The following is a 26,451-nucleotide window of genomic DNA, read 5'->3' on the forward strand; positions in this document are numbered from 1 at the left end:
AAAGACTCGATGACGAGTATCAAAGACTCGTTAATGAGTATAAAAGACTCGATGACGAGTATCAAAGACTCGTTAATGAGTATAAAAGACTCGATGACGGAGATCAAAGTTTTTTTCCTGTTCCCTGTTCCCTGTCTCTACTCATAACCACTAACAATCTTCAACAAATTCAGGACGGTTTGATTGAGTTAACTTGAGCTTTGCTTCTAAATCTGTCCAATTTTCTTGCTCAATCAGGTGAATTAATTCGTCAAGATGATGGCGATATTGTTGGAGCGATCGCAATACCTCTTGTTGATTATACTGTGCCATCATCATTCCTAACTCTGGATTTCCGCCGCCGACGCGACTAGTATCTCTAAAGCCAGAACTAGCTAAGTTTTTTGCTAATTGCAACACTTGGGGATCACTTTCACCCAGACAAGCGGTAATTAAAGCAGCGCTCACCATGACTGGTAAATGAGAAATCCAACTCACTGCTCGGTCATGATCTTCGGGAGGACAATAATAAAGTTTAGATCCCAGTTGTTTGACTATTTTTTCTACAGTAGATATTGCTTCTGGGGGTGTTGTAGGAGTTGGTGTCAACACATAAGGTCTATCCACAAATAGATGTCTTTGTGCAGCTTCAATACCACTTTCGGCTGTACCCGCCATGGGGTGTCCACCGATAAAATTTGTCCACAGGGGAGAAATTGTCTTAACTATCGGTGTTTTGACTGAACCAACATCGGTGATCACAACATTAGCAGGTAAATGAGTGATTAATTGCTCAATTGTGGGAATAATCAGTCCAATCGGTGTACAAATGAATACAACCTCTACGGCAGTGAGCAAACCCATGTTAACAGATGCTTCATCTACACTACCAAGAGCGATCGCCTTGGTACAGGTAGATTCCTGACGACTAACTCCAAATACATAATGTCCATGCGATCGCAAATCTAAACCCAAAGAACCACCAATTAGTCCAAGTCCTAAAATACCAATATTCATTGTGATTGTGACCGAAATTCAATTACCAGTTAAGATATCCAACTTTACCCACTATTCAAATTGACATCCGGTGAGGTAAACCAATGACTTTTACTCGACCTCCAGATTTGGTTTAAAAACCGAGGGTATGATTTGTGAATAGGTTGATTTTAGTCGTAATGGCGATCGCTCTATCATCCAACATTGATTTAGTAGTCAGAAACCCTACCTAACCATTGACCAAATATAGGAGTAAAAATGCGCGATTCCTTTAATCGAATGATGGGTAAAACTCGCTATGTAGTTTGTCGATTCTTTCTTCATCTACAAGGACAAGAAGTAGCACCGCTTTTGGGACTTTACAATCGTAATGCTCGCCAAGCCATAGACGCTGATGGCGACCTGGAAATTTTAGGAGAAGGACTGCTTGAAATCTGCCAGACCCTTTTGCAATACGAAGAATATTGGCGATCGTCCCACTATGAAGGGGGCTTCTTTTGGGACGAGGGTGAAGCTGGTGACTATTACAATGATTTATTTACTGACTCTGCTGAACGCTATCTGAGCGAACTGGATCTCAACAATCCCTACTCTGAAGATGAACCTTTGACTTTACCAGTGACACGTAATGTGGTTTTCATGATTACTGTAGCCTTTGAAGGTGAAGCACCAGACTTGGAAACTGACCTTTATGATATCAATTCAATTAAAGCTGGTCTCAAAGCTCTAATTGATTTGCATAATCAAGGGAAATTGCGAGACGTTCAGATACATTGCTCCCCAGCGCGATTAGGTGATGAGCTTACCAGCGATCAACTATTGCAATTCTACCCAGAGTTGGTACCTTTATAACTTGTAGGAAAATAAGTGATCGGTTTTCACTAATCAGAAATTACCAATTACCAATTACCAGTTCGATCAATCAATTGTTAAGCTCAAAAAATGAGAAAACAGTATAATGCTGATGAAACTTTTGCGTAAACTTACAGTAACTTTTTTAATTTTCAGCTTATGTTTAACCACAGTTGCCTGTGGTAGTGGAGCAAATCAAAATCAGCCGCAAGCAAACAATGCTAGCCAAACAACAAACATAAGTAAATTGAAAGATGGTCAGTATCCAGTCCAGCAAGCTACTTATAACGACGCTGATGGGGAATATACTCTATTTTTGCTCAATGCTACGCCCCCAACGGTTAGAACGGAAAATTTGCAAATGGCACGGCTGACCGATGATGACATTAAACAGGGTAAAAAAACTTACCTGAAAGTAGAGAATGGACAGCCAGCGATGTACTTAACAGAAGATTTTAAAATCGAGTACGTCCACAATGTCACCCAAGCTCAGACAAATCCTCAAACCGGACAGCAGGAGACAGTAGTCGTTCGTCAAGAAAGTAGTTTTTGGACACCTTTTGCTGGTGCTTTAGCTGGTCAAGCCCTTGGTAGTCTGTTGTTTAGACCTCAGTACTACGTACCACCTGTGTATCAGCCAGGAGTACCCTTAAGTGGTTACGGCGGTTATGGCAGAAGCTACAATGATGCAGTTTCCAGCTATCAGAGTCGTTATAATCAGCCACCAGCAGCAGTCAGAAATCGCACTGTTTTCCGCACAACAGGAAATCTTCGCAGAAATACCTCTACTGTACGCACAACACCACCTACCGCAACTGGTAATCGTGCTACTGGTTCTGGCTATGGCTCTAGAAATCTGCGTCAATCTGGTAAGGGTTCTGGTACAATCAGACGTCCACCGCCATCCAGAAGTTTTGGTGGTAGAACCTCACCCAGACGCCGCTAAAAAGTTTTGAATTCTGATTTTATATTAAAGGCAAAAGGAACAACCTTTTGCCTTTTTCTATTATGTACTGAAAGTTAAAATTGCTTTAAATAATATCAAGTTCGGATAATTGTTATACCACAGTCATTGCATCCCACCCCTTATACCATTTCACGTTAATAGCGATACATATGAATCTTGTAGAGACGTAGCATTGCTACGTCTCTACACACCTGTATTTGTATCAAGATTTTTGTGAAATGGTATTAATCCCCTCCCCTCACGCGGGCAGGGGCGGTTTTGGCGTTAGACAAAACCGGGGTGGGGTTCAGAGGGAATCATAAGTAATCAAGCGAACCTGATAATAAGTCGGCGCAAATCAATAAAAATTTTCTACAAAAATAACGGAATCAACAAATGCGTGATACTTTTTATAAAATGATGGGCCGTACTCGCTATGTCGTCTGTCGCTTATTTCTCCATTTGAGCGGGCGAGAGTTAGCACCACTTTTAAAATTTTTAAATCGCACTGTCCAAGAAGCTATTGATTCTGAAGGCGACATGCAAATCTTAGGGGAAGGATTAGTAGAAATTTGCCAAACTCTACTACAATACGATGAATACTGGCTTTCTGCTGCTAATGAAGGTGATGTATTTTGGAATGAAGGCGAAGCGGGAGATTATGTGAATGAATTATTTACAGACTCAGCCGCACGTTATTTAAGTGGATCAGATTTTAGTTCTACATCTGAATTTGTTTCTGAAGCTTTAACGCCCAACTTAATTGTGATGATTACAGTAGCTTATGAAGGGGAAGTAGCAGATTTAGAAACTGACCTTTCTAATATTTCTGCACTGCGAGCAGGCTTTAAAACTTTAATAAATTTATATTACAAACATACTTTAAGGGCAATTCAGGTGCATTTCTCACCAGCCAAGTTAGGCGATAAACTGACTAACGAGCAGGTATTGAAATATTATCCAGAATTAATTCCTTTACTGCCAAATTCAAATCAACCTGTAGAAATATCGCAGCCTTCTACATTTACTCCAGCAGCCACTGACAATATCACTCTGACAAGCGATACTCAACCAAAATATGATGTTTTTCTCGCGCACAATAGTCTAGATAAGCCTCTAGTTAGGGAAATTGCCAAACAACTCAAGCAACGCGGCTTGAAACCGTGGTTAGATGAGGAAGCAATTTTAGCAGGACAAATTATTCAAGAAGAGATTCAAAAAATAATTCCGCAAATCAAAGCTGCTGCTTTCTTCATTGGTCAACATGGATTAGGAAAATGGCAGAAAGTAGAATTAAGAAGTTTGTATACTCAATGTGTTGAAAAAGGTATTACAGTAATTCCTGTTTTGCTACCAGATGTTCGTGAATTTCCTCCAGAATTGGTTTTTCTGAAAGAACACAAATGGGTAAGTTTTTCTGAGGAAATTATTTATAATCCTTTGGATTCGTTATACTGGGGCATTATACAAAGTAAGCCTGAAGACAAGTAAACCAGATAAAACCCCTGTTAAAGATTACTTAAACAGAGGTACTCATAATTACTAAATTTTCATGTGAATACAGGAGCTGGTTGTGGCCAACGTCCTACAGCCTTACCAATGACTGCTAGTTCTTGCATTAACTGGTCGAAAGCTTCTGGTGTCAGAGATTGAGGCCCATCTGACAAAGCTTTCTTCGGGTTGGGGTGAACCTCAATCATTAAAGAATCACACCCAGCAGCAATAGAGGCCATTGCCATCGAAGGTACATAAGCAGCCCAACCAGTACCATGACTAGGATCAATCATAATTGGTAGATGAGTCAGGTTTCGCAACACTGGTATAGCTGATATATCCAAAGCATTGCGCGTATATTGGCGGTCAAAGGTACGAATTCCTCGCTCGCACAAAATCACATTTGGATTTCCCGCTGCCAAAATATATTCAGCAGCCATCAACCATTCTTCAATAGTTGCTGACATTCCCCGCTTCAGTAAAACTGGCTTTGGTTGCGCCCCTACTTTTTTAAGTAGAGAGAAATTTTGCATGTTTCTTGCTCCTACTTGGACAACATCAGCAATTTCTGCAATTTTGTCCAAGTCAGCAGCGTCCATAACTTCTGTAATAATACCCAGCCCGCTAGCTGACCGCGCTGCTGCTAGTAATTCTAAAGCGCTTTCACCATGACCTTGGAAGGCGTAAGGCGAAGTTCGGGGTTTGTAAGCACCACCACGGAGAAATCTAGCTCCCGCAGCTTTGACACGTTGCGCTGTCTCAATAATCATTTCTTTATTTTCGACAGAGCAGGGTCCAGCCACAACAACTAAGGGATGGTGTTCGCCAAAGGTAACAGGCCCATCAGGAGTATTGACAACTACTTCAGACGCTTCTCCATGGCGGTATTCACGGCTAGTGCGTTTGTAAGGCTTTTCTACCCGCAATACTTCCTCAATCCAAGGACTAACTTCCTGAATTTGCAGGGGATCTAAGTCGGCTGTTTCACCAACTAGACCGATTACGACTTTGTGTTTACCAACAATTTTTTCTGGTGTCAGCCCCCAAGTGGTGAGTTCCTCGCTAATGCGGTTAACTTCCGCTTCAGGGGAACCAATTTTCATGACTACAATCATGTTCAGTTGCTAATTGCTAGTTGCTATTAATTATTATCTAATATCTAATATCTAAATATCTAAGAAATTCAGTTAGAAGTCATTTATAAAGTAAAAATAAAATCACGGTAGGGTGTGTTAGGCGCAGACTTAAATATGATTTGTAATAAAAAATACTTGAAAAGCGCCTAACGCACCGCTATCTAAATGGTGCGTTAGCCTACGGCATAACACACCCTACTGGCGTGGCAAGCTTAAGATTTACTTTATAAATGATCTCTTAGGGTTTGTGGTTTCTAGTTTTTTCTTTAGGTTTTAGTACAAATCTCTTTTAATTTTTACGAATCTATAGTAATTATTTAATAAATTACTTTGAGAAAACAAATAAAAAATAGAGCGCTCAGAAGTTTTGCTACTTGTATTGGGTTAAAAAAATATTAATTTTTGCTGAGTTTAGCAATATTGAAGTTTAAGAACTTCAACACTTTTCTCAAATCTACCCAATACTCTGAAAAAATCTTTATTTCCAGATCAGCAATTATCTGAGTCTCTGAGCGCTAGCAATTATGTATTCTTTTTTTGCCGAGATTCACGCCAAGCTGACACCATCCGTCCAAAGTTGGTAATAAAGTCATTCCAACCCAACAGAGTTCCGGTTCTATCTTCATCCCAAGAGGCAGAAAGAACACCGTAAGATATTCCTAATACACCTAAACCAAAAAATCCCATATTCACTAATAAAACAGCGACGGGAGGTAGTTTGATGTCAGTGTTGGTGAGAAGGAAATAGCTAACAACCAAGGTCATAATTCCCAAAGAAGTTGGCACTCCAGCAAAACCAGCCACACGACGCATCATTCGTTGGCTGACTACTTGGGGAATAGCAACTTCTTCTTTGCTATAACGTGGTTTTTTCTTTTCCTTTTTTACAGGCTCTTGTTTAACAGTTGGGGGTTTACTTTCTGCCTTGGCAGGTTTTTGACGCTTTTTATTCGGTTCAAATGGCAAGCGATCAGATTCAGCAGGCATAACAAAGAGTTCCTATCCACGAATGCCGAGACGAGCAATCAAAGCTTGATAATGTTCTCGACTATCTTTCTGTATATAGGATAAAAGACGTTTACGCTGACCGATCAACTTTAACAATCCCCGACGGGATGAAAAGTCTTTCTTGTTGGCTTGCAGATGTTCACTAAGACGGTTAATACGTTCCGTCAGCATGGCAATTTGAACATCGGCAGAGCCTGTGTCGGTTTCGTGTACTTGGTATTGGGAGATGATCTCCAGTTTGCGCTGTTGCGTCAGAGCCATGATTGAGTTAGTTGTCTATTTCTATAATTTATGCAGCAGTCTCCCATATTATCACAAACCTCTATGAATCTTTGAGGATAGTGATTACCGAAACTGCAACATTGTTTGGCTCATCTCATCCGTAAAGCGATCGCTCTGATCGAAGCTGTAGATGTAGATTAGGAAACAAGGGATTTGGGAGTGAAGTAGGTTGGCACAAATGTACCAGACTTGCCTTAGCGAAGCCATGCGCGATAGCGCTATTGGCACGTCTGGTACTCGTTGGGATCGTCATTTGTCATTAGTAAGCGTTTGGGCAATTTTATATTTCTTAACATAGTTATGTTTATTTTCGCCTACTGGCGTGTCTAGACTAGAATAGTGCATTAATAAACCGCAGAGGCGCAGAGAACGCAGAGAAGGAAGAAAAGATTTATTGCATCATTTTAGGCTTGACACGCCACTACTTACTTATTTGCGCTGTTTTACTTTAGTCATTGGTAGTAGTTCATTTTTATTTTATGATTTGGGTATTTTCCTAGCGCTGAAAATTAATATTTCTCAGGCGACGTAATAACCTAATCAAAGGTGATTCGATCTTGAATTCAAAAGCTAAAAATTGGGTACGTTGCAGAGAATTAAAATTGTTATCGCTGACAAGAATTAATGAACGCTGTCCGTTTGGTAATTTGGGACCAAGAGTTATACCTTCAATATTGTCTAAATATACGTCAAGTTTTCTTAAATCTAATAGTAGTTTTTTCTGGACTGGTTTAATATTTGGGGAGCTAGATGCTAAAAGATTGTTAATATTATGAATATCTGTCGCTCCTTCTAGAGAAACTTGAAACAGCGCAATATCAAATCCTAAGCCAGTAAAACTCCGTTCTAGACTCAGAAAATGTCCTTGATTATCAAGAGCAATTAAATCAGGTATCCCACTAGCAAATTTGCGAGAAATATTAAAAAATGGTGCGATCGCTTCAGTCTGATAAAGATATTCTTTTTCGGGTTGATTTGTCAATAAATTATATTGCAATATCCGACATGGACTACTAGTATTTGGCTTGGCTTCCGAACCATCTTGAATGAGAGCATTTTCCGTGGCTGTGAATAAATTATTTTCATTAGGTGTAATTGTGAGACTTTCAAAAGCTAAATTGTTGCGGATACCTGTTTTTCCACTTTTATCTGGCAAAAATTTGTTTGGTATGGGTAGTGTTATTAATTCTTTGCCAGAAAATAGAGAAAACTCTTTAATAAAAGGATTGATTACTTGATTAGCATCACCTTCAGAAGAAATAAATACTGTTGATTTGCTGGTTAAGGCGATTCCTTCTGTATCTATACTACCTGCGCCAAAATTTTTATCGGCTTCGTTAATTAGTGGAGTAACGCCAACAATAGTCACGTCACTATCTTTAAGGGAACCTTGGCTCAGGTTGATTTTGAGAGTATAAAAACGAGCCGCAGCTTTGTTACTACGGTCATCAGATATGGCATAGTACAGGTCATTTTTAGTATCATAGGTAATTCCTGATAAACCTCCGACTTCAGTTTTTTGAAAGAATAAACCTTTGGGTAAGGTAGCAGAACCAATAAATTTTATATCTGCAATTTCAACAGCTGATGTTCTGAAATTACTTAATAAAATACTGATAATGAAAATGGCAATAAAAAATAAAATAAATTTGGGAAATTTGAAGATTTTTTTGATGAAGTGCATAGGGAAGTGTTGCTAATCATAAAATTCAACAACACGATATCATAACTCAGTTGGCAAAAAAGTTAACGAGCCAGTCTTTCACACTGCGTGTAGCACGACAATCATCTTCATTATAGGATTGAATTTTTTTTAATATAGTGCGATCGCCTGTTTTTAACCACTGGTCATACCAGTATATACACTTAGCACCGCTAGCTTCAGGATGACGCCACTCAAAACCTAACCAACGTGCGATCGCTTTTAAAGCGTAACTTTCCACAGGCAATGCTACACTTTGGGTTAGTTTTTCATACACATCTACAAACCGATTCAGTATGGGCTGTACAACAGCATGGGGAGTATGGTAAAGTTTAGCTAGTCGCTTCACTGTGTCAGATTCGTAGACGCAAAAATGATAAATTGGTGCGTTAGGATATTGCCAGACTAAATTCAAAAATTGTTGCCATATTAGTCCTTCGTCTTCTAAGTTTTCTGCTAATAGAGAATAAAATTGTTCTGTGTTGGTTTGTCTATCAACAACCAAAACACCCAATAAATAATCTAAATTTAAGTCTGGTTGAGCTTCAATATCAAAGTAAAGCTCAATTGGTGCTGTAGATATATCTGGAGACAAATTAGTAAAACTTAGGGGATTAATTTGCTGTGCAGAATTTAGCAGTAAATCCTGCTGTTGACCAATACCATTGGCTAGAGTAGATCCATTTGTCGCGACGTTATCCTCAGCAAGAGTTAAAATTTTGTCACAAACAGGTAGGATAAGTGGGCGATTTTCGATGACAGATTGAGCTTGGACTATAACTTTACAAGCAACTTGGCTATCAAAACCAGGTAGATTTTCTAGTAAAGTTGGACTTGTTTGAGCTAAAGATTCTAATGTGGTGATCTCTAGTGCTTGTAGTTGAGTGTAGCGAACGGGTGTGATCCCTGGGAGTAGAGACAGGTGTTTTTGAGATTGAGCGATCGCATAACAACTACTATACCAATGACAAAGATTGCATTTTTGACGACTAATAAATATCTCTGGTGCTTTATTTGTTTCTAAAGTTTGAATCAATTCCCACAAAATACGATGCATTTGTGGCATTGCTTTGATTAAATCTACTGGATATCTAGTCTCTTTACCACGTAAAATTAGCCATGGCACTTCTGGTTCTGCTTGCTGCACCATTGCCAAAACTTGGGTATGAAATGCTGCTACAGTTTGATACTCTTGCTTAGGACGTTTTCCTAGTTCGATATTCACCGGAACATACATCCAATCTCCAAAGCAAGATTGTCCTGGCTTTTTAACCAGTAAATCTGGACGACTTAATAGGGTATATCTTTCTAAATCAGGGTAAACAGGTGAAGCTGAAGAAGACACAGGGAAACCCAAACTAGGGGACACCGAGAAATCTTCAGTTTCTGTGTCTGTTACTTCCTGTGTATCTATTAAATTAGATGAGTGTAAGTTTATATCAGAGTACTGAGTTAATAGCACACCATGATAAATACACTCTACGCCCTGCTGCATTAACTCAATAGTCGCAGTTTGACCTCTGTACCAGTCACCTTGGGGATAACTGGGTCGGTAAGAATTCCATTCTCTGAGGACTGATTTTTGATATACAATTTTGTCTCGCTGCAACTTAATCAGCAAATCATTTGCACTATCTATTTCCCTGAAGTCACCGTGGATATCTAAATAGGGTCGGCGCTTACAGCGATGGTATTGCAGCAGTAGTTCAGCACTAATTAGCATTTAATATATTATAACTCCCAAAGGCTGATTACCCTGGGGTTTAGGGTTTGAAGCTACCAGTTTCGGTTTTCCTACTCCTGGTATTACACTTTTGTATTGTTTGACTTTGGTAGATTACCAAAGAGCGTGAATTTTTGTATAGTCTATTTTATTTTAAGATACTTTTTAGTTGGTGGATATCGAATATAGAAAAGGACATCTTTTTACAGATGCCCATTTTTGCAAGATAACACCCGTAAAGAGTGTACCTACTACCTTCCCAACAATCAGCAACAGTGACTAATGTGTGATTAGCCACACTCACAGTCAAAGACGTGATACTAGTAATTTTATTAACTTTATATTTAAGTACCAACTGTGTATACACTTAAGTCAAGGTAGATAATTTTGAAAATAGCTTTTTAGCTTTTTACTATACTAAGTATGCTTGGCGATGAATTTATCATAATGAGTATAGCGATAAACGACACCAGAAATACCAGCAATAATCAACCACGAAAGGGTATTAAGTCGCAAATCAAAGAGGGTAACATCTGCTGTGTTAAATAATACCCAAACTCCGAATACAACTTGATAACTAAAAAATATTAATCTATCTTCGGTTTTAAGAGCTTTTGAATTTAATAATAGTTGCATACCTGCAATGAATATCCAACTTAGCAAAGCGCAAAATAAAAAAGTTGCGGGTAATCCAGTTTCAGCAGAAAGCATCAAAAAAAAGTTGTGGGGATGACCTAACCAAATATGCATTTCTGCTTTGTAAAGTTGTGTAAAATTGCGTAAACCCCAACCAGTCCAAGGACGTTCTTGAGCTAATGACCAAGCAAATTCCCACTGAGTTTTGCGAAGGAGGGCGAGTGGTCTATCGGGATACATTTGGTCATTTAACCGCGCCCAAAAGTAAGCAGGTACTAATTTACGAAACAATTGAGCAATGGGTGGAGGAGCAAAAGCAGCTACAAGTATACTCGTGGTGATAGCAGTAACGCCAGCGACCAAAAAGTGCCAACCTTGATAAATTGCATAAATTAAACAAGCAAAAACAGCGATCGCCCATGCATTACGCGAATTGGTTAAAATTAACCCAACAAAATCAATCATTACGATGAAAGTCAGCCAAACAACTGACGTAGTGGGAGAAGGGAGACGCAGAAGTACGGGAATACGAAAATCCAGGGAATAATTGACTCTTAACTTCCGATATGCATCTAGCCACAAACCCAACCCAAGCACAAACACGATCACCAGATAACCAGCCAAAGTGTTAGCGTACATGAAACTAGAAGCCATGCGACCGGGTGGGTTTCCTCCGGATGCGATCGCCCAACCAAAAATACTTTTCCAAGCTGGTGGTGTAGTCCAACCCCAAAACAATTGTCCTAAACCAATGATGACTACTGGTACAGAAGTAATTACCAAAATCCAAGATATTTGACGCAGTTGTTGTGGTGTTTCAATTAAGACACTAAAAGCAGCAAAAAATAAAATAAATGGTAAGAAATTCCATAGACCGAGAATAGCCTCCTTTTGATCAAAAGCAAAAACAGTACTAATGACGAGCAATATACTTAAAACCGCAAACCCTAAATTTTGGGGTTGACGAATAATTCTGCGGTATTTTACTAACCACGTTCCTAACAACGCCACACATAGAAGCACACACCCCAATAATGGAAATAATGGTAAGACTAACAATCCTAACTGGGCGCAACACCACGAAAATTGCAGCTTTGGGTGAGGATGGCGTGAAAATGGTAATTTATACTTGGTCATTTGTTCTTTGTCATTTGTCATTTGTCATTTGTTATTTGTCACTTGTCTGTGGTTTATTGTTAGTTGTTTCTTATATTCCACTAATCAATCGACCTCTTGCAAAAATAACCAACAATCGTTCCCTTACCCTCCTCAAAACGCTGAGAGATTTATTCCACCGTTTCGGGGAGACACAGGGAGGTTAGTTCGACTTTTGCAAGAGGTCTAGTAACTAATGACCAATGACAATTGCACAGACGCGATTTATCGCGTCTCTACCAATGACCAATGATTATTCCATCAGGCTAATTCCCAGCATTCCATACGAGTGAGCCGAATTTGAGCTAGGGCGAAGATAGTGGGAATAATTCGACCATAGTTAACAGCGATCGTTCTCCATCCTAAATCTGCAAAAAACCAAGCCCACATCATCGGCCCTACAAATGCAAAGACACTCCTGACAGTACCATAACGAGCTGCATTTACAGCCATACCCCGTTTTGCCATCTGCAATGTTACGTAGTTTTGAAACTGTACTGTAGCAGCTGTCCCACCTTGAAGCGCAGCTTGTTTGGTGACTTGATAGGTAGCAAAGTGCATTGCAAATTGACGGGCTATTTGCTTAAGTAATAATGGCTGGATCACAGAAGTGACAGCCAAAGCGCTACCTCCTTTGAAAAGTAAACCCAAGGGATCACGCTGCAAAGAAAGCGGTAGTGGTTCATTCAGTTGTGATTTTGCCAACTGCTGCTGAACTTTTACAGTTAACTTTTGTTTATCTTTCTCTGGCAATTTTTTCCACACCCGTCCTAGCAGGTGTAAAAACACTTCTGCTTCTAAATCGATAGTTGATAAATCATCAGAATAAGGTATTTTTAAATACTTACAGACTTGAATTAGTGCTTGCCGATATGTTACTTGGTTTGTACGTCCTCGCAATACCGTCACACCATCGGCTGCTAAAAAGCGAAAGCGTTCCTCCAGTGCATCTAGCCAAGCTTCACGACCCTGGCTCTGTATTTCTATCGGTTCAGGTGTCTGAATATAATCTAGGGGATTGAACTTACGGCTAAACATAATTGCCGTTAAGTCTTGCAATTCATCTTCAGTAGCAAGTTCGAGTACCGCCCTCAGTTCATCCAATTTCCCTGCCTCCCTTCCATGCAGCTTTATCCTGTACCTTATTCTACTATTAGCTATTCGCAGTCATTTGTCTGTTATGGGGCAATATCGTACTTGAAAATAGCTGGAACAAAGCACAAAAGCTGATTGGTAGTGTGTTTGAACTTACTCTTTGACCCTTTACGACTTGTCAAAGTTTCTGTAGCAGTGATCTAAATCAAAAAACGTTCAGTTGCAAGGGGGACAAGAAAGACAAGGGAGACAGGGAGGACAAGGTGGAATAAATTGTGTTTAGTGCAGGGATTGGATCATTTATTTTTTGAGTTCCCTAAGAATTCGTGTCTTTTAATGGATCATGTCCCCAATTCATTAATGAGTAACGCCAGTGTGTATTTTTTATGTCTCCACTGGGTTTTTGCGCTAAGTGACGATGGATATAACTGATGACTTTTTTCATGTGGGATATTTCATCATGATTATATTCATCTTTTTTGTTTTCTAATAATTGAACAATTTGTTTTCCTGATTTATGTCCTATGGATTCTGAATCTCCATCTTTTTGACCAACAGATTGAGATTCTTCTGTTTGCAACCAAGATTGTAGTTCTTTGACTGTCATATTAACTGAGCTACGAAACTCATCAATTACTGATTTAGTGTCTTTACTCATAAAACTATTTTATTCCTCTATTTTCTCCAGAGCATCTGGTTTGTGAGCAGCTTGTTTACCTGTTTTTTCACTTTCAACTAAGTATTCTGGGTTCTCTTTAGAAGCTGCTACGTGGTGTCCTTTTATTTCTGTGGATGAGGTGAGTTTTTCTTTAATTTCACCAGTAGTTTCACCTTGAGAAGTGTTCCACTTAACTTGATCTCCCTTTTTGAATTCTTCAGTCATAATTTATGTTTTTGTTAAGGTTTTGCACTTGCTAATTATGTTCGTAATACCAATTCTCTATGAAGATGCATAGAATAAAGCTTCATGAAAGAGAGCTTCGAGGATGAAATCATAACTTGTCAAAGAGGAGATTAACTCAGAAGATATTTGAGCTAATTCGTGTTGAATTCGTTGGCGCAGTTGTTGTAGATTAGAAAAGTTTTCCCCCTTGAACTGGCGTTTAATAAACTGCCATAATCGCTCAATTGGGTTGAGTTGAGGGCTATGAGCAGGTTGAAAGATAGGGATGAGATTTTCTGGCCAAGACAGTGCCAAGGCTTGATGTGCAGATGGTTGATCCATTTGCATCAGTGCCATATCATCACCCAGTTCTTGGGATAGGATATCCAAGAATTTCTGAAAATTCTCACTGTCCAGATGAGGATATTCCTGACAAAAATGCCATCCTGTTAATGGTTCAACGACTCCATACAGCCAGAATGCCTCTCTTGGCCACTGTACGCTAGCTATGGGTTTGGTACCACGAGCAGTGATCACTCGCCCAGTTTCCGTTTTCAACCCTAGCCTGGTCTCATCCTGACACAGATAACGCAGTCGCTTTCCTTGACCTAAAAGCTTTTGCAAGGTGACAAAGGCGTGGGGAATGTTTTTTTAAACAGGCTCACAGCCTGTTCATCCTGTTGTTTACTCACAGGCCGAGGTATTTTCAGTTTCGCCTGGAGTTGATAGCGTACCAGACGATAGACTGTCTTATATTTGACTTCTACATGAAATTCCTGCTTTAACCACTCTACGATTTCCCCATAGCTGCCGAACCCCTCAGGACATTTCAGTTTCTCCTCCAGCCGCGATCGCATTTCTGGTGTGATCTTGGGAGTTGCCCCAGGTGATGTTTTCACCTCTAATAATTTCCCTAGCCCCCCTTGCCGATACTTTTGTAACCATCGTGTTACTGTTGAGCCATCTCTACCTAGTCTCTGGCTCAATTGTTGATGCTGTGTCACTTGTCCTGTTTTGATCCACCACAGAAGAAGCAATCGTTCTTTTTCCACAGATGTCCGAGCCTTGCTGAGACTTTTGGACAAATACTCAGCACTCTCTGATATTTCTAGATTGAAACCGCGTGCCATTGTTTACTTCTGGTCTTGAATCTTTGGCACTCTCTATTCTACTATTCTATGCAGCCTCACATAGAATTGGTATAACATGTAGAGCAATTAATCAGCCTATTGATAGAAAAAATATAAATGATGTGGGTGAGCATCAATAAATTTTCTCTAGTTAAAGTCTTTGATATTCACCTGAGCGATCCCATTTCACAACTAATATAATCAGTATAATTGAATACGTGTATTTTCCAAAAGGAAAATAACACACTTCTTTAACTATTACTACACTTAAATTAATGTTATTTTTACTGATATATCTAATTATGATTCCGAAATGCTACAAAATTTATTTGTAGCTGTTTATATCCCCACGACAGTGGGATTTACGCTTTTTTGTTATTCACGCACTTTTTATGAGCAGTAGTAGTTCCACATTGACAAAAGTTGCGAGAGTTTCTGGTATTGCTTTGCTGACTATATCTACGATAGCTGCAATTGCTAATCAGCCTAGTTACGCCAGTGGTACAACCTTCTTTTGCGCTAATCGCAAAGGTAATCCTACAACCTTTGCCAAAACTCACAATGGCCAAAAAATACCAATGATTACTTGGGTTCCAAATAATTACTTTGCCTCTAAGTTGTCTCCTGCACAACGTTGTCGGGAAGTATCGGATAGATTTCAAAGAAGCTACGATAACGGCACTCTGAAAACCATTATTTCTGGTACGCTCAACAAACAACCTGTTGTATGCGCTGCTGCTACCACATATGATACTTGTAACAACAATAATCTCTTATTTACTCTCAAGCGTGGTACTAATGCTAAACAGGCTGTGGAAAGGCTCTTAGACCGTCGTGGTTTGGCAGCGGGGAGAATACTTAATCAAAATAGCGATAATACGCAAATTTATGTAGATTTTGATACGTATCTCAATAGTATCAAGCCTGAATAATAAGCTAATAACTCTTTCTTACCTAGTAGTAATATGGGCTTTGCTTTCTGGATTTACTAGAAGCAAAGCTTTTTATATAAAGGGAGCATCCCAATTTTTCAATATACAGCTAAGGGTTTAAACCCTTAGCTAACAGCACAACTCGTCTGAAGACGACTCAAATAAATTAAGTAGTTTCTGTGACCGCGCATAGAAACTTGTAGAGACGTGTCATGGCACGTCTCTACATGCCCAAAATTATCTCAAACTCACTACAGAAGAAAGAAAAGTACTACCCAAATCTCTGGGCTAGGTGAAAAATGTGGGGTAGACATGGTAATTTTACTGATAAATCTCAAATATCATCTGAAATACTACAATTTACCTTTGTAGCTTGTTCTATTCCATACAAGTGTGCTTGATCCTTTTTTACTTTGCATTTATGAAACTAGACATGTCTAATCAATTGTTGACATTGGGTGTAAAAGTTTTCAGCATAGCTGCACTGACTACATTGGCTACAACAGCTATTCTCAATCAGCCAAGTTACGCTGGAGACACAAGCTTTTACTGTGATCAAAGCAACGGTGTACCGACAACATTTGTTCGTACCCAAAATGGCAAGAGACTACCAATAATTCGTTGGGTTTCCCAGCATTTTAGTGGTAAGGTGTTGACACCCCAGCAACGCTGTCAACAAGTTTCTAACAGATTTCAAAGAAGTTATGACAACGGTATGCTGAGATATATCAAGACGGGTATTCTCAACAAACAGCCTGTTGTGTGCGCCGCTATTCAAAAAAATGCTGCTTGTACAGATACGACTTTATTATTTACTCTCAAACCTGGTAGCGATCCTGACGCTACTCTACGCCAAATAATGGATCGTCGTGCTTTGGCTGCTGGAAAAGCTGTAAATCAAACTGGGGGCGACACCAGCAATGATCCAGTGAATATTGATGTCGAAGCGTATCTGTATTTCGGAAAATAAATCATGAAATTTTATGATCAACTTGCACCAGCGCTAATGGGGGTAACAATTGTCCTTGTGCAAACGCAAGTGACTATGGCGCTGTCACCAAGTGAAGTTAATAATATTGCCAAACAAATTACAGTACTGATTCAAAGTAAAAAGCCAAAGTATGGTTCTGGGGTAATTATCAAAAAAGAAGGCAATACTTACACCGTCCTCACGGCTGCTCATGTGGTAGAAGTCACAGATAATTATGAAATTGTTACTCCTGATGGAAAAAGTTATACACTCAACTACAGCAGTGTGAAACAATTACCAGGAGTAGACTTAGCTGTGGTGCAGTTTACTAGCAGTCAAAATTACACCGTGGCAAAGATAGGTAACTCTGACGCTAGCACAGAAGGTACAAACGCTTATGTGACTGGGTTCCCTGCACCAACATTTGCGATTAATCAGTCAATTTATACTTTCAGTGATGGGAAGATTACGGCGAATGCCTCAAAACCATTGCGTGATGGATATGGATTAGTCTACAGCAATAATACATCAGAGGGGATGAGCGGTGGTGCAGTCTTAAATGAAAAAGCTGAACTTATTGGAGTTCACGGTAGAGCAGACAAAGATACGAAAGAAATTAAAACAGGCTTTAATTTAGGCATTTCCATTAATACGTTTTTGCGACTGTCAGCAAAAGCTGAGGTAAATGTGGGAGTTTCTGCTCCTAACACTTCTGTAGCTATAGCACCTAAAGCAGATGACTTTTACATTCAAGGTGGAGATAAGTATGAAAAGGGAGACTATAAAGGAGCCATTGAGGATTACAACCAAGCGCTACGGATTAATCCCAAATATGCTGCTGCTTATTATCAACGAGGTCGTATCCGAATCAATGATATAAAAGATGAGACAAATGCAGCTAAAGATTTCCAGAAAGCCGCAGACCTTTATTTTGAACAAGGTAAGAAAGCTGATGGTTACAGAAGTCAGGGAATTGCTCGTGGAATCCTAAAAGATTATAAAGGAGCGATCGCAGCTCTGACCCAAAGCATCAAACTCAATCCGAAAGATTTCCAAGCCTACCTCAATCGGGGTATAACCCGCGATGATTTGGGAGACAAGCAAGGAGCGATTGCTGATTTCAATCAGGCACTCAAAATTAATCCCAACTATACCCAAGCCTACAACAACCGGGGTAATGCACGCTCGGATTTAGGAGACAAGCAAGGGGCGATTGCTGATTACAACCAGGCACTCAAAGTTAACCCCAACGATGCCAAAGCTTACAACAACCGGGGTAATGCACGCTCGGATTTAGGAGACAAGCAAGGGGCGATTGCTGATTACAATCAGGCAATCAAAATTGATTCCAACGATGCTGATGCTTACTACAACCGGGGTATAGCCCGCTCAGATTCGGGAGATAAGCAAGGGGCGATTGCTGATTACAATCAGGCAATCAAAATTGATTCCAAACATGCCTATGCTTACAACAACCGGGGTAAAACCCGCTATGAGTTGGGAGACAAGCAAGGAGCTATTGATGATTACAACCAAGCCATCAAAATTGCTCCCAAACTAACCCAAGCCTACAGCGGACGGGGTATAGTCCGCTCAGATTTGGGAGACAAGCAAGGAGCGATTGCTGATTACAACCAAGCCATCAAAATTAATCCCAACTATGCCTAAGCTTACATCGGACGGGGTACAGTTCGCTCAGAATTGGGAGACAAGCAAGGTGCGATTGCTGATTACAATCAAGCCATCAAAATTAATCCCAACTATGCTGATGCCTATGCCAGACGAGGTGCAGTTCGCTCAGAATTGGGAGACAAGCAAGGAGCAATTGCTGATTACAATCAAGCCATCAAAATTAATCCCAACTTTGCCAATGCTTACAATAACCGAGGAAATCGTCGCTTTGAGTTAGGAGACAAGCAAGGAGCGATTGCTGATTNTTAGGAGACAAGCAAGGAGCGATTGCTGATTACAACCAAGCCATCAGAATTAACCCCAACTTTGCCCAAGCCTATTTCAACCGGGGTAATCGTCGCTCAGAATTGGGAGACAAGCAAGAGGCGATTGCTGATTACAATCAGGCAATCAAAATTAATCTCAACTATGCTGAAGCTTACTTCCAGCGGGGTGTAGCACACGTTGAATTGGGAGATAGGCAAGGGGCGATTGCTGATTTGCAAAAAGCAGCCGATCTGTTTCGACAACAAGGAAATACGCAACTATACCAAAAAATTATGGAGGTGATTAAAAAGCTTCAGCAGTAGCAGAGTTTATCAGGAATTACGCAAAAATCGCCAAAAAGCTTTACTTATTGTAGGGCTTGACCGCCAAGAATTGGTAGAGTGTGCGTCAGTCCTGACTGATTGAGCATGATCCGTAGACGCATAAGAAATAAGATCCCCGACTTCTTGAAGGATGCAGCTGGCGAATCAGGGGTGACAATAGCTCTGTTGCTCATGTCGTAGATTACCTTCACCCCCTCACGGGGATTAAAATTCTTCATCTACGTGGCTTTTTAAAAGTTTATTCAACCAAGAACCGCGATAAATTTAATCATTTATTTGCGATCGCGTAGCGCCTACTTTGCATCATCGCTTTGACGTTTGTGACGAATGTCGTTTCATTCATAAAGAACGTCGCGACGTTAGCCACAAATGTCGTGATGTTCTTTATGAATGGCGCGACGTTACCCACAAACGTCGCGATGTTACCCACAAACGTCGCGATGTTACCCACAAACGTCGCGATGTTACCCACAAACGTCGCGATGTTACCCACAAACGTCGCGATGTTCTTTAGACCTCTGGTGAAAAAGAATGTAAGTAGAACAGGTTAAATAATTAAAGGCTCGTAGTGAGAACTTTAGTTCTCAAAAAAGGACTAAAGTCCTTACTACGAACTGAATCCGACTTTTTTACATTACTTAACATAGTTTGGTTTTTTCAAGTCGTTCTACTTAGTACTTCGCCACCCAAATTTTGACAGGTTGCGAGGGGATCTATTTAATACTTTTCAAACATCCTCTGAGTGAGTTAAACAAAACTACTTACTGCAATTGCTGTGATTGGAATTAAGATATTGTCTATTTCTTTGGGGCTGAATCCCTCTACAATCATCGCTGCAAGAGCAATGATTAAAATCCGGTTAATATTCAAAGTGCTGGGAATAATTAGCCATACGAAAAATATACTAGCGACAAAGGCAAAAATAAACATTGTCAAGCTGCCTTCGATTGATTTGTCGCTGAATATTTTATATTTCCATTTGCCATATCTTGAGCCAATAATTGGTGCAAAACCATCACCCCAAGCCAGACATATCATAGCGACAATTCCAGGAAAAGTTTTATAAAATAAAGTTCCACAAATAATACTGATAATCACAAAATAAAGTGGTCCTTTGAGTAATTCACGCCTGTCTCCTGTACGAGTCATGGTTTTGACTGCTTCATCATCAGGATTGGCAAAAAAACCTTTTTGAATTAAAAGAATTAGCCACACTACCATAATCAAAATATTTAGGTATTTTGACCAATGTAAATCGTTATAAAGTGGTAAAAAAACTATGATTGAACCAGCACCAATATGTGTTATTTTGCGGCTAATATCTTGGGGTAGACCGAAACTAGTGACAAAAAAATTCATGAGGGCTACTAACCCAAAGACATAAATAAAAGTCAGCACAGTGGCGAGTAAATTTCCAACCAACGGACTGACTCCTAAAAAATTAGATAGCATACTCAGCAGTTGGGATTTAGATTTGGTATGTACTTTATCTTCCCAAAAAGCCTAGTCTTGCTCAAGATACTAAGTTAATATTGTGTATTTCTTAACCTGATCAAATAACATGTAAAATAATCTAGCTTTTGCCTGCTGCTTTGTAAATTATGAGTGATGTCTCTGCTTTATCCACCAACTCTAAAAATCAGAAAATAAGTTCCCATCTGCGGCTGTTAGTTTTAAGTAATGGTCATGGAGAAGATGCGATCGCAGTCAGGATCTTAGAGGAACTCCAGCAACAATACCACCCACCAGAAATTTTTGCTCTACCTTTAGTAGGAGAAGGATACGCCTACCAAAAGTTGAATATTCCCGTCATTGGTTCAGTACGTACTATGCCTTCTGGTGGTTTTATTTACATGGACGGACGGCAATTCCTACGTGATTTGGGTGGGGGATTAATACAACTGACTTTTAACCAAATTCAAACTATCCGCAGTTGGGTCAATTCTCAACAAAAATTTGGCAAAAATCACGCCATTTTAGCTGTCGGGGACATCATACCATTATTGTTTGCTTGGATGAGTGGTACTAAATACGCTTTTGTAGGTACGGCGAAATCAGAGTACCATGTACGAGATGAAAACGGATTATTGCCACGCAGCAGTCCACTAGCACGGTTAGAGAATTTTTCTGGTTCAGTTTACCATCCTTGGGAACGTTGGTTAATGAGCCATCGTAATTGTAAGGCGGTGTTCCCCAGAGATTCGTTAACAACACAGATCTTAGAAAAATGGCCTATTCCGGCTTTTGATGTTGGTAATCCCATGATGGATGGTTTAGAACCAACTTTTCCGACGGCGCGATTTTATAGTAGTAACAGCGAAAATCCGGGATTGGCTCGACCATTAATTATCACTGTTCTACCAGGTTCCCGTCCTCCAGAAGCTTACGCTAACTGGCAAAAAATTTTGATGGCGGTGTCTGCATTAATCACCCTTCCTCAAGAACTTAGTGTACAAGCCTACACTGGAGGAAAACTGGTATTTTTAGGTGCGATCGCTCCGAGTTTACATTTTGCCAGTATGCACCAAATTCTTCAATCCCACGGTTGGCACCCTTACCCAGATTCGCCTGTGACAATTCCTGATACTGAAGCCTTGACATTTAAACAAAAAAATGCATACTTTATCTTGACACAAAAAGCTTATAATGATTGCCTGCATATGGCAGATATGGCGATCGCCATGGCGGGAACAGCAACCGAACAATTTGTGGGTTTGGGTAAACCAGCTGTTACTATTGTTGGAAAAGGGCCACAGTTTAATCCCAAATTTGCCAAAACACAGAGTCGGCTTTTGGGGCCAAGTGTAATTTTAGTAGAACAACCAAATGAAGTTCCTCAAGCAGTGCGATCGCTTTTTGCTAACCCTGATAAATTGCATGTGATAGCTGAAAATGGTTTGCGACGGATGGGGAAAGCGGGTGCAGCGAGGCGGATTGCAGAATGTCTGATCGAGAGAATGTTTTGAGGGAAGGGGGAACGGGGATCGGGGACAAGGGAAGGAGGACAAGGGAAGGAGGACAAGGGAGACAAGGGAGACAAGGGAGACAACTAATCAGTGAACAGTGAACAGTTTAATTTGATAACTGATAACTGATAACTGATAACTGATTCATCCCCGTTCCCTTTTCTTCACTTCGATGCAAGCAGTTGTGATACCTCTGCATGTGCTAGGACAACACCAGCTTCACGTTGCAAAGCTGCGTAGTATTTTCTGGCAAATGCGTTACCTTCTTCTTGTGGTGTTAGCAATATGCGAACATCAGTAATCATATTTTCGACGTCTTCTAGTGACATCGGTTGATCTGCTTGCAGCATTTCATCGATTTGCACAACTACTTCTGATATGCGATGTAACCAAGCAAATTGTTCATGTTCGATGACAAGTCGTAGTAGTTCTCCGTTCGATACTCGTCCACGCACCTGTTCGTAAGTGATGCGTTCTGTCTCCAGCAAGATTCGATGAAGGTTGAGCAATTTATTTCGCAAATCGCGTAGATATTGATGTTGATGTATTCGCTGTAAAAGTGTGTTAGAAGTCAATGGAACCCATCCTCCCGTTACAATGGTTTTAAGGTTGGAATGATTTCTGCTTAAGAGTTGGTTGAGTGGTACGCCAGCAATGAGCAACAAAGTCAATAGTTATTTCGCATGTGATAAATCGTCTTTGGCGATCGCCACTTCCTCACTTTTCAATTCAATTCGTAAATCCTCAACGGCCAAAACTGGTAGTCTGATCAATCTAAGACCAGGTAGTTAGGGTTTTGTCAAGTACGCCGTCATCAAGTTTACTGTGCTGGATGATTCTCATATATGATTAGTCTTATATTAACATCTATATCAAAAATGACATATAGAGCTTAAACTACTTTACATTCGGAAAACCGTCTATGTCGCTAGCATATGCAATTATGGGTCTGCTTCAAGAAGAACAGAGGACAGGCTACGAGTTGAAAACAAGTTGTTTCGATCAATGCATTGCTCACTTGTGGCCAGCAGACCAAGCACAGATTTACAGAACTCTTGATAAACTGCTTGAGCAGGGTTGGATTAAGTGTAGCGTTGAAATTCAGTGCGATCGCCCTAATCGTAAAATTTACAGTGTGACGGAGACGGGAAAAGCGGAATTAATTAGATGGTTACAATCTCCTCAGCCTTTACCAACATTAAGAGAACCATTGCTAATTCAATTATTTTTCGCTACACAGTTATCTAATGAAGCGATCGTTCAACTTTTAGAATATCAGTTGGCTGCACATATTGAAAAACTAACTAAGTGTGAAAAGATTAATTTACCAGTGCTTGGGGATCAATATGCAACTCGTGAGCAGATTATGCAAAGGCTTGCATTAGAGTTGGTGTTACGCAGAGAACAAACTTATATTGATTGGCTGAAGACGGCTATTGAAATTATTGATCATCAGTAGACTATAGGACTTACGCACTATACAAATTGGCTATTAAGTAGTCGCACAAAATTAAATTCATTCGTGGAGGTCAGGGAACTCTTAACGGGGAACGGAACGGAGAACAGATTGAAGAATGTGTAATTAAACCACGTCTACGTTGAGAACCGTAGTTTTTTTGTAATTAGGGTAAAGCGTATAACTCAGGCTAGAAGCAAATTATAAGCCCTTATATAAAACTCCAGCTTTCAAAGTGGACGAGGTTTAATTTTGAGCGTTTTTTGTCGTTGTTAGCGACAACTTCATTGAGTTCTACACGGGTAATAGGAAATTGATTTTTTTGACACGCTGCTAATAATTCATCAACAGCAACCCAACCACCAGGAGCAAGTTTAATACCAATGCGATCCGGTTGGTGTCGCAGATATTTGCTGAGATATTTGCTGATTTTGACAAGGCGAGAATCGTTCATGAATTCAATTGTACTAATTGTGTCAAATCCACATTTCCACCGCTAATAATCACACCAATTCTCGCGTTTGAAGCTTTCACAACACCTTCTAGTAAAGCAGAAGCAGCTAACACTCCAGTGGGTTCCACAACTATTTTTAAGCGTTCCCATAAAAAGAACATAGTGCGAACAATTGCTTCCTCAGATACCGTCACCATATCATCAACGTAGTTTAATACCAAAGGGAACGTGATTTTACCTAAACTAGGAGTCCGCGCACCGTCAGCGATGGTATCAGGATTATTAACAGTGTGAAGAGTTTTACTGTGAAAAGAACGGGTAGCATCATCGGCGCGTTCTGGTTCTACACCTATAATTTTACAGTTAGATGCAAGTGTTTTAGTGGCGATCGCACTCCCGGAAAGTAACCCACCACCACCACAACAGACTAACAGTAAATCTAGTCCACCGACTTCCTCTATGAGTTCTTTCGCTGCTGTTCCCTGTCCCGCAATTATATGAGGATGGTCGTAGGGAGGAATAATTGATAAACCCCGGTTTTCTGCCAAACTTTGGGTTAGTTCTTCCCTATTTGTTGTCTTACGGTTATATAAAATTAACTCTGCACCATAACCACGAGTTGCTAACTGTTTGACAGTGGGAGCATCATCTGGCATGACTATAGTTGTGGGGATGTTGAGCAATTTTCCAGCCAAGGCGATCGCTTGAGCGTGATTCCCTGATGAAAATGTGATTACACCTTTTTGTTTTTGGTCTGTTGATAACTGTAAGAGTGCGTTGTATGCGCCACGAAATTTAAAAGAACCTGTGCGTTGAAAGTTTTCACATTTGAAGAAAACTTGGCTATTGGTGCGTTGATTAATAGTTGTTGAAGTCATCACCGGGGTACGATGACCAACACCAGTAAGATGCTTGGCTGCTATTTCAATATCGGCAAAAGTAACAGAATTAAACTGTGACATGCTAATAAACAAATGACCATTTGCTTGGGAAATCGTCTGCACCTGTTATTCAAACCGTTGGAGTTTCATGAGATTATTCTGATTTTGTGCTATTATCAAAACTTTCCATTTGTTCTCGCAAAGCAGCAACTTGTGAAATAATGCTTTGCTCCATACCCCCAATTTTCATCTGTGTAATCCATTGCATCATGGCAGAAACAAATAGTTCTTTCAGATAAGCAAAGGAAAAACCTTCAGTTATTTCCGCAATTTGAGTAATACTTGCATCTGACAAATGCATAGCAGAATTAAATTTTTCGTTCCACAAGTTAATGTAAGCAATACGTTCTGCTAAACCTGGTAATTCAAAATAATATTTGCGATCAAACCGACTCGGACGATCTAAAATTGCTGGGTCAATTTTTTCTGGATGGTTTGTTGAGGCTAAAATCACTATCCCTGTATTAGCAGCAAAACCATCAATTTCATTCAAAAAGAAGGAGCGATTTTCACCTTCAACGAGAGAATCAAGGTCTTCTAAAACAAGAATGCAGGGGGCTGATTGTCGCGCTCGTTTGAAGACTTGCTGAATATTATGATGGGGATTATCGTACTGAGACTTGAGGCTTTTAACGTATAAGCATGGCACTTGCATTTGATTAATTAAAGCTTTAATCGTGTGAGTTTTGCCATTTCCAGGAGAACCAATAAATAAAATTCCCCGTTTCCAAGGAACACCGTAAGCTTCGTAAGTCTCTCGCGCAGCCAAAAAATGTGCTAGATCATTTTGAATGTCTTGCTTGATAGTTCCACTCAAAATTAGATTCTCAAAATTGGCGTTTTGAATAGACTCAAATAAATCGGTATCTTTTGACCAAAAACCATCTTCAAAAACTAAAATTTCACTTTGAATTTCTGAGTTCCACTCGCACACAGTTGCAAAAAAGTCTTCAGCCAGTTCTAAATTTTTGGCTAAAATCCAATAGTATCTTTCTTTACAATAACCTTGCTGCCAACTGAGCAATATTACTTCGAGTTTATCTCCTTGCCATCTGACCTCAAAGCAGGCGTTTTCTGTAAAATTATAAATCGTATTTTCCATACCATCCCAAGCAGAAATAATCTGATTATGGATTGATAGATCATATTCAATTGTGCAAAGGTCAGCGTTAGCATATTTTTCGATATCAAAGCTAGAGTCATTACCTTCTAGGATGGCTTTGCTAGGATATAGTGCTGCTAATTCCTGACTTACATGATAAGCGATCGCATTATTCGGAAGTCTCAGTGATTCTGATATTAGTTGTTGTATGTTCACTGGAATGTCAATCCCTGATATGATTTTGGATTTTAGATTTTAGATTTTGGATGGGAGATTTTTGTCAATCCATCTATCCTATGCTTTTTTAATATGGCTATCATTGTTAATATTT

Annotated in this window: 25 protein-coding genes and 4 pseudogenes; 11 read left to right on the forward strand and 18 right to left on the reverse strand. The window is 39.8% G+C overall.

The window, feature by feature from the left end; all coding sequences use genetic code 11:
* Positions 1–197, forward strand: a pseudogene (locus tag B4U84_RS31105) (hypothetical protein); the annotation flags it as partial.
* Here B4U84_RS31105 and B4U84_RS04435 read toward each other — a convergent pair.
* On the reverse strand, positions 151–996 hold the full coding sequence (locus B4U84_RS04435; protein WP_131115759.1) for a prephenate/arogenate dehydrogenase: 846 nt from the start codon (positions 994–996) through the stop codon (positions 151–153). The pseudogene B4U84_RS31105 and the gene B4U84_RS04435 overlap by 47 nt on opposite strands.
* A 237-nt stretch (positions 997–1,233) precedes the next feature.
* Between B4U84_RS04435 and B4U84_RS04440 the strand changes: the two genes are divergently transcribed.
* The 4 genes and pseudogenes from B4U84_RS04440 to B4U84_RS30335 all read left to right on the forward strand — a co-directional run bounded on the left by B4U84_RS04440 (position 1,234) and on the right by B4U84_RS30335 (position 4,264).
* Positions 1,234–1,827 carry a DUF1517 domain-containing protein gene (locus tag B4U84_RS04440; RefSeq protein WP_017309573.1) on the forward strand — a complete coding sequence of 198 codons (594 nt, stop codon included), beginning with the start codon at positions 1,234–1,236 and terminating at the stop codon, positions 1,825–1,827.
* A 106-nt stretch (positions 1,828–1,933) separates the two neighbouring features.
* Entirely contained in the window at positions 1,934–2,773 is an 840-nt protein-coding gene (locus B4U84_RS04445; protein WP_131115761.1) for a DUF1190 domain-containing protein, read from the forward strand.
* A gap of 396 nt (positions 2,774–3,169) precedes the next feature.
* Positions 3,170–3,751: pseudogene (locus tag B4U84_RS04450) on the forward strand (DUF1517 domain-containing protein); the annotation flags it as partial.
* Between the two features lie 75 nt (positions 3,752–3,826).
* Complete coding sequence (locus B4U84_RS30335) at positions 3,827–4,264, forward strand: toll/interleukin-1 receptor domain-containing protein (protein WP_165490286.1); 438 nt, start codon at positions 3,827–3,829, stop codon at positions 4,262–4,264.
* A gap of 59 nt (positions 4,265–4,323) precedes the next feature.
* On the opposite strand, the gene aroF is transcribed toward B4U84_RS30335, so the two are convergent.
* The 11 genes from aroF to B4U84_RS04505 all read right to left on the reverse strand — a co-directional run bounded on the left by aroF (position 4,324) and on the right by B4U84_RS04505 (position 15,017).
* The gene (gene aroF, locus B4U84_RS04455) at positions 4,324–5,382 is read right to left on the reverse strand and encodes a 3-deoxy-7-phosphoheptulonate synthase (RefSeq protein WP_131115764.1); all 1,059 of its coding nucleotides are present in this window, start codon (positions 5,380–5,382) and stop codon (positions 4,324–4,326) included.
* Positions 5,383–5,925: 543 nt separating this feature from the next.
* Positions 5,926–6,390 carry a PAM68 family protein gene (locus B4U84_RS04460; RefSeq protein WP_131115766.1) on the reverse strand — a complete coding sequence of 155 codons (465 nt, stop codon included), beginning with the start codon at positions 6,388–6,390 and terminating at the stop codon, positions 5,926–5,928.
* Positions 6,391–6,402: 12 nt separating this feature from the next.
* Positions 6,403–6,672 (reverse strand): 30S ribosomal protein S15, encoded by a 270-nt coding sequence (gene rpsO / locus B4U84_RS04465; RefSeq protein WP_017309568.1) that lies wholly within the window; start codon positions 6,670–6,672, stop codon positions 6,403–6,405.
* A 517-nt stretch (positions 6,673–7,189) separates the two neighbouring features.
* Complete coding sequence (locus B4U84_RS04470; RefSeq protein WP_131115768.1) at positions 7,190–8,377, reverse strand: esterase-like activity of phytase family protein; 1,188 nt, start codon at positions 8,375–8,377, stop codon at positions 7,190–7,192.
* Between the two features lie 46 nt (positions 8,378–8,423).
* The gene (locus B4U84_RS04475) at positions 8,424–10,118 is read right to left on the reverse strand and encodes a TM0106 family RecB-like putative nuclease (RefSeq protein ID WP_131115770.1); all 1,695 of its coding nucleotides are present in this window, start codon (positions 10,116–10,118) and stop codon (positions 8,424–8,426) included.
* A gap of 417 nt (positions 10,119–10,535) precedes the next feature.
* The gene (locus B4U84_RS04480; protein ID WP_131115772.1) at positions 10,536–11,912 is read right to left on the reverse strand and encodes an O-antigen ligase family protein; all 1,377 of its coding nucleotides are present in this window, start codon (positions 11,910–11,912) and stop codon (positions 10,536–10,538) included.
* Between the two features lie 258 nt (positions 11,913–12,170).
* Positions 12,171–13,013, reverse strand: coding sequence for a YaaW family protein (locus B4U84_RS04485; RefSeq protein WP_017309564.1), 843 nt, complete (start codon positions 13,011–13,013; stop codon positions 12,171–12,173).
* Between the two features lie 307 nt (positions 13,014–13,320).
* On the reverse strand, positions 13,321–13,662 hold the full coding sequence (locus B4U84_RS04490; RefSeq protein ID WP_044446420.1) for a DUF3140 domain-containing protein: 342 nt from the start codon (positions 13,660–13,662) through the stop codon (positions 13,321–13,323).
* A gap of 9 nt (positions 13,663–13,671) precedes the next feature.
* The gene (locus B4U84_RS04495; RefSeq protein WP_017309562.1) at positions 13,672–13,887 is read right to left on the reverse strand and encodes a hypervirulence associated TUDOR domain-containing protein; all 216 of its coding nucleotides are present in this window, start codon (positions 13,885–13,887) and stop codon (positions 13,672–13,674) included.
* 57 nt (positions 13,888–13,944) lie between these two features.
* On the reverse strand, positions 13,945–14,511 hold the full coding sequence (locus tag B4U84_RS04500; protein WP_165490244.1) for an IS630 family transposase: 567 nt from the start codon (positions 14,509–14,511) through the stop codon (positions 13,945–13,947).
* Positions 14,496–15,017, reverse strand: coding sequence for a helix-turn-helix domain-containing protein (locus tag B4U84_RS04505; RefSeq protein WP_131115777.1), 522 nt, complete (start codon positions 15,015–15,017; stop codon positions 14,496–14,498). Before B4U84_RS04505 ends, B4U84_RS04500 begins: the two co-directional genes overlap by 16 nt.
* Positions 15,018–15,409: 392 nt before the next feature.
* Here B4U84_RS04505 and B4U84_RS04510 point away from each other — a divergent pair, with 392 nt between their 5' ends.
* From B4U84_RS04510 to B4U84_RS04530, 4 genes and pseudogenes are all read left to right on the forward strand, one after another.
* Entirely contained in the window at positions 15,410–15,949 is a 540-nt protein-coding gene (locus B4U84_RS04510) for a COP23 domain-containing protein (RefSeq protein WP_131115779.1), read from the forward strand.
* A gap of 433 nt (positions 15,950–16,382) precedes the next feature.
* On the forward strand, positions 16,383–16,919 hold the full coding sequence (locus B4U84_RS04515) for a COP23 domain-containing protein (RefSeq protein WP_131115781.1): 537 nt from the start codon (positions 16,383–16,385) through the stop codon (positions 16,917–16,919).
* A gap of 3 nt (positions 16,920–16,922) precedes the next feature.
* Positions 16,923–18,855, forward strand: a pseudogene (locus B4U84_RS04520) (tetratricopeptide repeat protein); the annotation flags it as partial.
* 22 nt (positions 18,856–18,877) lie between these two features.
* The gene (locus B4U84_RS04530) at positions 18,878–19,180 is read left to right on the forward strand and encodes a tetratricopeptide repeat protein (RefSeq protein ID WP_131115787.1); all 303 of its coding nucleotides are present in this window, start codon (positions 18,878–18,880) and stop codon (positions 19,178–19,180) included.
* Between the two features lie 289 nt (positions 19,181–19,469).
* Here B4U84_RS04530 and B4U84_RS04535 read toward each other — a convergent pair whose 3' ends face one another.
* Both B4U84_RS04535 and B4U84_RS04540 read right to left on the reverse strand, forming a co-directional pair.
* Positions 19,470–19,694 (reverse strand): hypothetical protein, encoded by a 225-nt coding sequence (locus B4U84_RS04535; RefSeq protein ID WP_242677530.1) that lies wholly within the window; start codon positions 19,692–19,694, stop codon positions 19,470–19,472.
* 254 nt (positions 19,695–19,948) lie between these two features.
* On the reverse strand, positions 19,949–20,653 hold the full coding sequence (locus tag B4U84_RS04540; RefSeq protein WP_131115791.1) for a diacylglycerol/polyprenol kinase family protein: 705 nt from the start codon (positions 20,651–20,653) through the stop codon (positions 19,949–19,951).
* A 149-nt stretch (positions 20,654–20,802) separates the two neighbouring features.
* Here B4U84_RS04540 and B4U84_RS04545 point away from each other — a divergent pair, with 149 nt between their 5' ends.
* Positions 20,803–22,167, forward strand: a complete 1,365-nt coding sequence (locus B4U84_RS04545) for a lipid-A-disaccharide synthase-related protein (RefSeq protein ID WP_131115793.1) — start codon at positions 20,803–20,805, stop codon at positions 22,165–22,167.
* A gap of 164 nt (positions 22,168–22,331) precedes the next feature.
* Here the strand turns inward: B4U84_RS04545 and B4U84_RS31460 are convergent, their stop codons facing one another.
* A complete protein-coding gene (locus tag B4U84_RS31460) occupies positions 22,332–22,838 on the reverse strand; it encodes a hypothetical protein (protein ID WP_242677531.1) in 507 nt (168 codons plus the stop codon).
* A 251-nt stretch (positions 22,839–23,089) separates the two neighbouring features.
* Between B4U84_RS31460 and B4U84_RS04555 the strand changes: the two genes are divergently transcribed.
* Entirely contained in the window at positions 23,090–23,626 is a 537-nt protein-coding gene (locus B4U84_RS04555) for a PadR family transcriptional regulator (protein WP_017309553.1), read from the forward strand.
* A gap of 253 nt (positions 23,627–23,879) precedes the next feature.
* On the opposite strand, the pseudogene B4U84_RS04560 reads toward B4U84_RS04555, so the two are convergent.
* The 3 genes and pseudogenes from B4U84_RS04560 to B4U84_RS04570 all read right to left on the reverse strand — a co-directional run.
* A pseudogene (locus B4U84_RS04560) lies at positions 23,880–24,077 on the reverse strand (RNA 2'-phosphotransferase); the annotation flags it as partial.
* A complete protein-coding gene (locus tag B4U84_RS04565) occupies positions 24,074–25,039 on the reverse strand; it encodes a threo-3-hydroxy-L-aspartate ammonia-lyase (protein ID WP_131118716.1) in 966 nt (321 codons plus the stop codon). The gene B4U84_RS04565 and the pseudogene B4U84_RS04560, both read right to left, overlap by 4 nt.
* Positions 25,040–25,112: 73 nt before the next feature.
* On the reverse strand, positions 25,113–26,336 hold the full coding sequence (locus tag B4U84_RS04570; protein WP_017309550.1) for an AAA family ATPase: 1,224 nt from the start codon (positions 26,334–26,336) through the stop codon (positions 25,113–25,115).
* Positions 26,337–26,451 lie beyond the last annotated feature (115 nt).

The organism is Westiellopsis prolifica IICB1, assembly GCF_004323185.1.
GTDB classification, from domain to species: domain Bacteria; phylum Cyanobacteriota; class Cyanobacteriia; order Cyanobacteriales; family Nostocaceae; genus Pelatocladus; species Pelatocladus prolificus_A.

Excerpts from the sequence above, each read along its gene's own strand:
- B4U84_RS04435 (WP_131115759.1), bottom strand. The coding sequence starts at position 996 with ATGAATATTGGTATTTTAGGACTTGGACTAATTGGTGGTTCTTTGGGT.
- B4U84_RS04440 (WP_017309573.1), top strand. The coding sequence starts at position 1,234 with ATGCGCGATTCCTTTAATCGAATGATGGGTAAAACTCGCTATGTAGTT.
- B4U84_RS04445 (WP_131115761.1), top strand. The coding sequence starts at position 1,934 with ATGCTGATGAAACTTTTGCGTAAACTTACAGTAACTTTTTTAATTTTC.
- aroF (WP_131115764.1), bottom strand. The coding sequence starts at position 5,382 with ATGATTGTAGTCATGAAAATTGGTTCCCCTGAAGCGGAAGTTAACCGC.
- B4U84_RS04460 (WP_131115766.1), bottom strand. The coding sequence starts at position 6,390 with ATGCCTGCTGAATCTGATCGCTTGCCATTTGAACCGAATAAAAAGCGT.
- rpsO (WP_017309568.1), bottom strand. The coding sequence starts at position 6,672 with ATGGCTCTGACGCAACAGCGCAAACTGGAGATCATCTCCCAATACCAA.
- B4U84_RS04470 (WP_131115768.1), bottom strand. The coding sequence starts at position 8,377 with ATGCACTTCATCAAAAAAATCTTCAAATTTCCCAAATTTATTTTATTT.
- B4U84_RS04475 (WP_131115770.1), bottom strand. The coding sequence starts at position 10,118 with ATGCTAATTAGTGCTGAACTACTGCTGCAATACCATCGCTGTAAGCGC.
- B4U84_RS04480 (WP_131115772.1), bottom strand. The coding sequence starts at position 11,912 with ATGACAAATGACAAAGAACAAATGACCAAGTATAAATTACCATTTTCA.
- B4U84_RS04490 (WP_044446420.1), bottom strand. The coding sequence starts at position 13,662 with ATGAGTAAAGACACTAAATCAGTAATTGATGAGTTTCGTAGCTCAGTT.
- B4U84_RS04495 (WP_017309562.1), bottom strand. The coding sequence starts at position 13,887 with ATGACTGAAGAATTCAAAAAGGGAGATCAAGTTAAGTGGAACACTTCT.
- B4U84_RS04505 (WP_131115777.1), bottom strand. The coding sequence starts at position 15,017 with ATGGCACGCGGTTTCAATCTAGAAATATCAGAGAGTGCTGAGTATTTG.
- B4U84_RS04510 (WP_131115779.1), top strand. The coding sequence starts at position 15,410 with ATGAGCAGTAGTAGTTCCACATTGACAAAAGTTGCGAGAGTTTCTGGT.
- B4U84_RS04515 (WP_131115781.1), top strand. The coding sequence starts at position 16,383 with ATGTCTAATCAATTGTTGACATTGGGTGTAAAAGTTTTCAGCATAGCT.
- B4U84_RS04540 (WP_131115791.1), bottom strand. The coding sequence starts at position 20,653 with ATGCTATCTAATTTTTTAGGAGTCAGTCCGTTGGTTGGAAATTTACTC.
- B4U84_RS04545 (WP_131115793.1), top strand. The coding sequence starts at position 20,803 with ATGAGTGATGTCTCTGCTTTATCCACCAACTCTAAAAATCAGAAAATA.
- B4U84_RS04555 (WP_017309553.1), top strand. The coding sequence starts at position 23,090 with ATGTCGCTAGCATATGCAATTATGGGTCTGCTTCAAGAAGAACAGAGG.
- B4U84_RS04565 (WP_131118716.1), bottom strand. The coding sequence starts at position 25,039 with ATGTCACAGTTTAATTCTGTTACTTTTGCCGATATTGAAATAGCAGCC.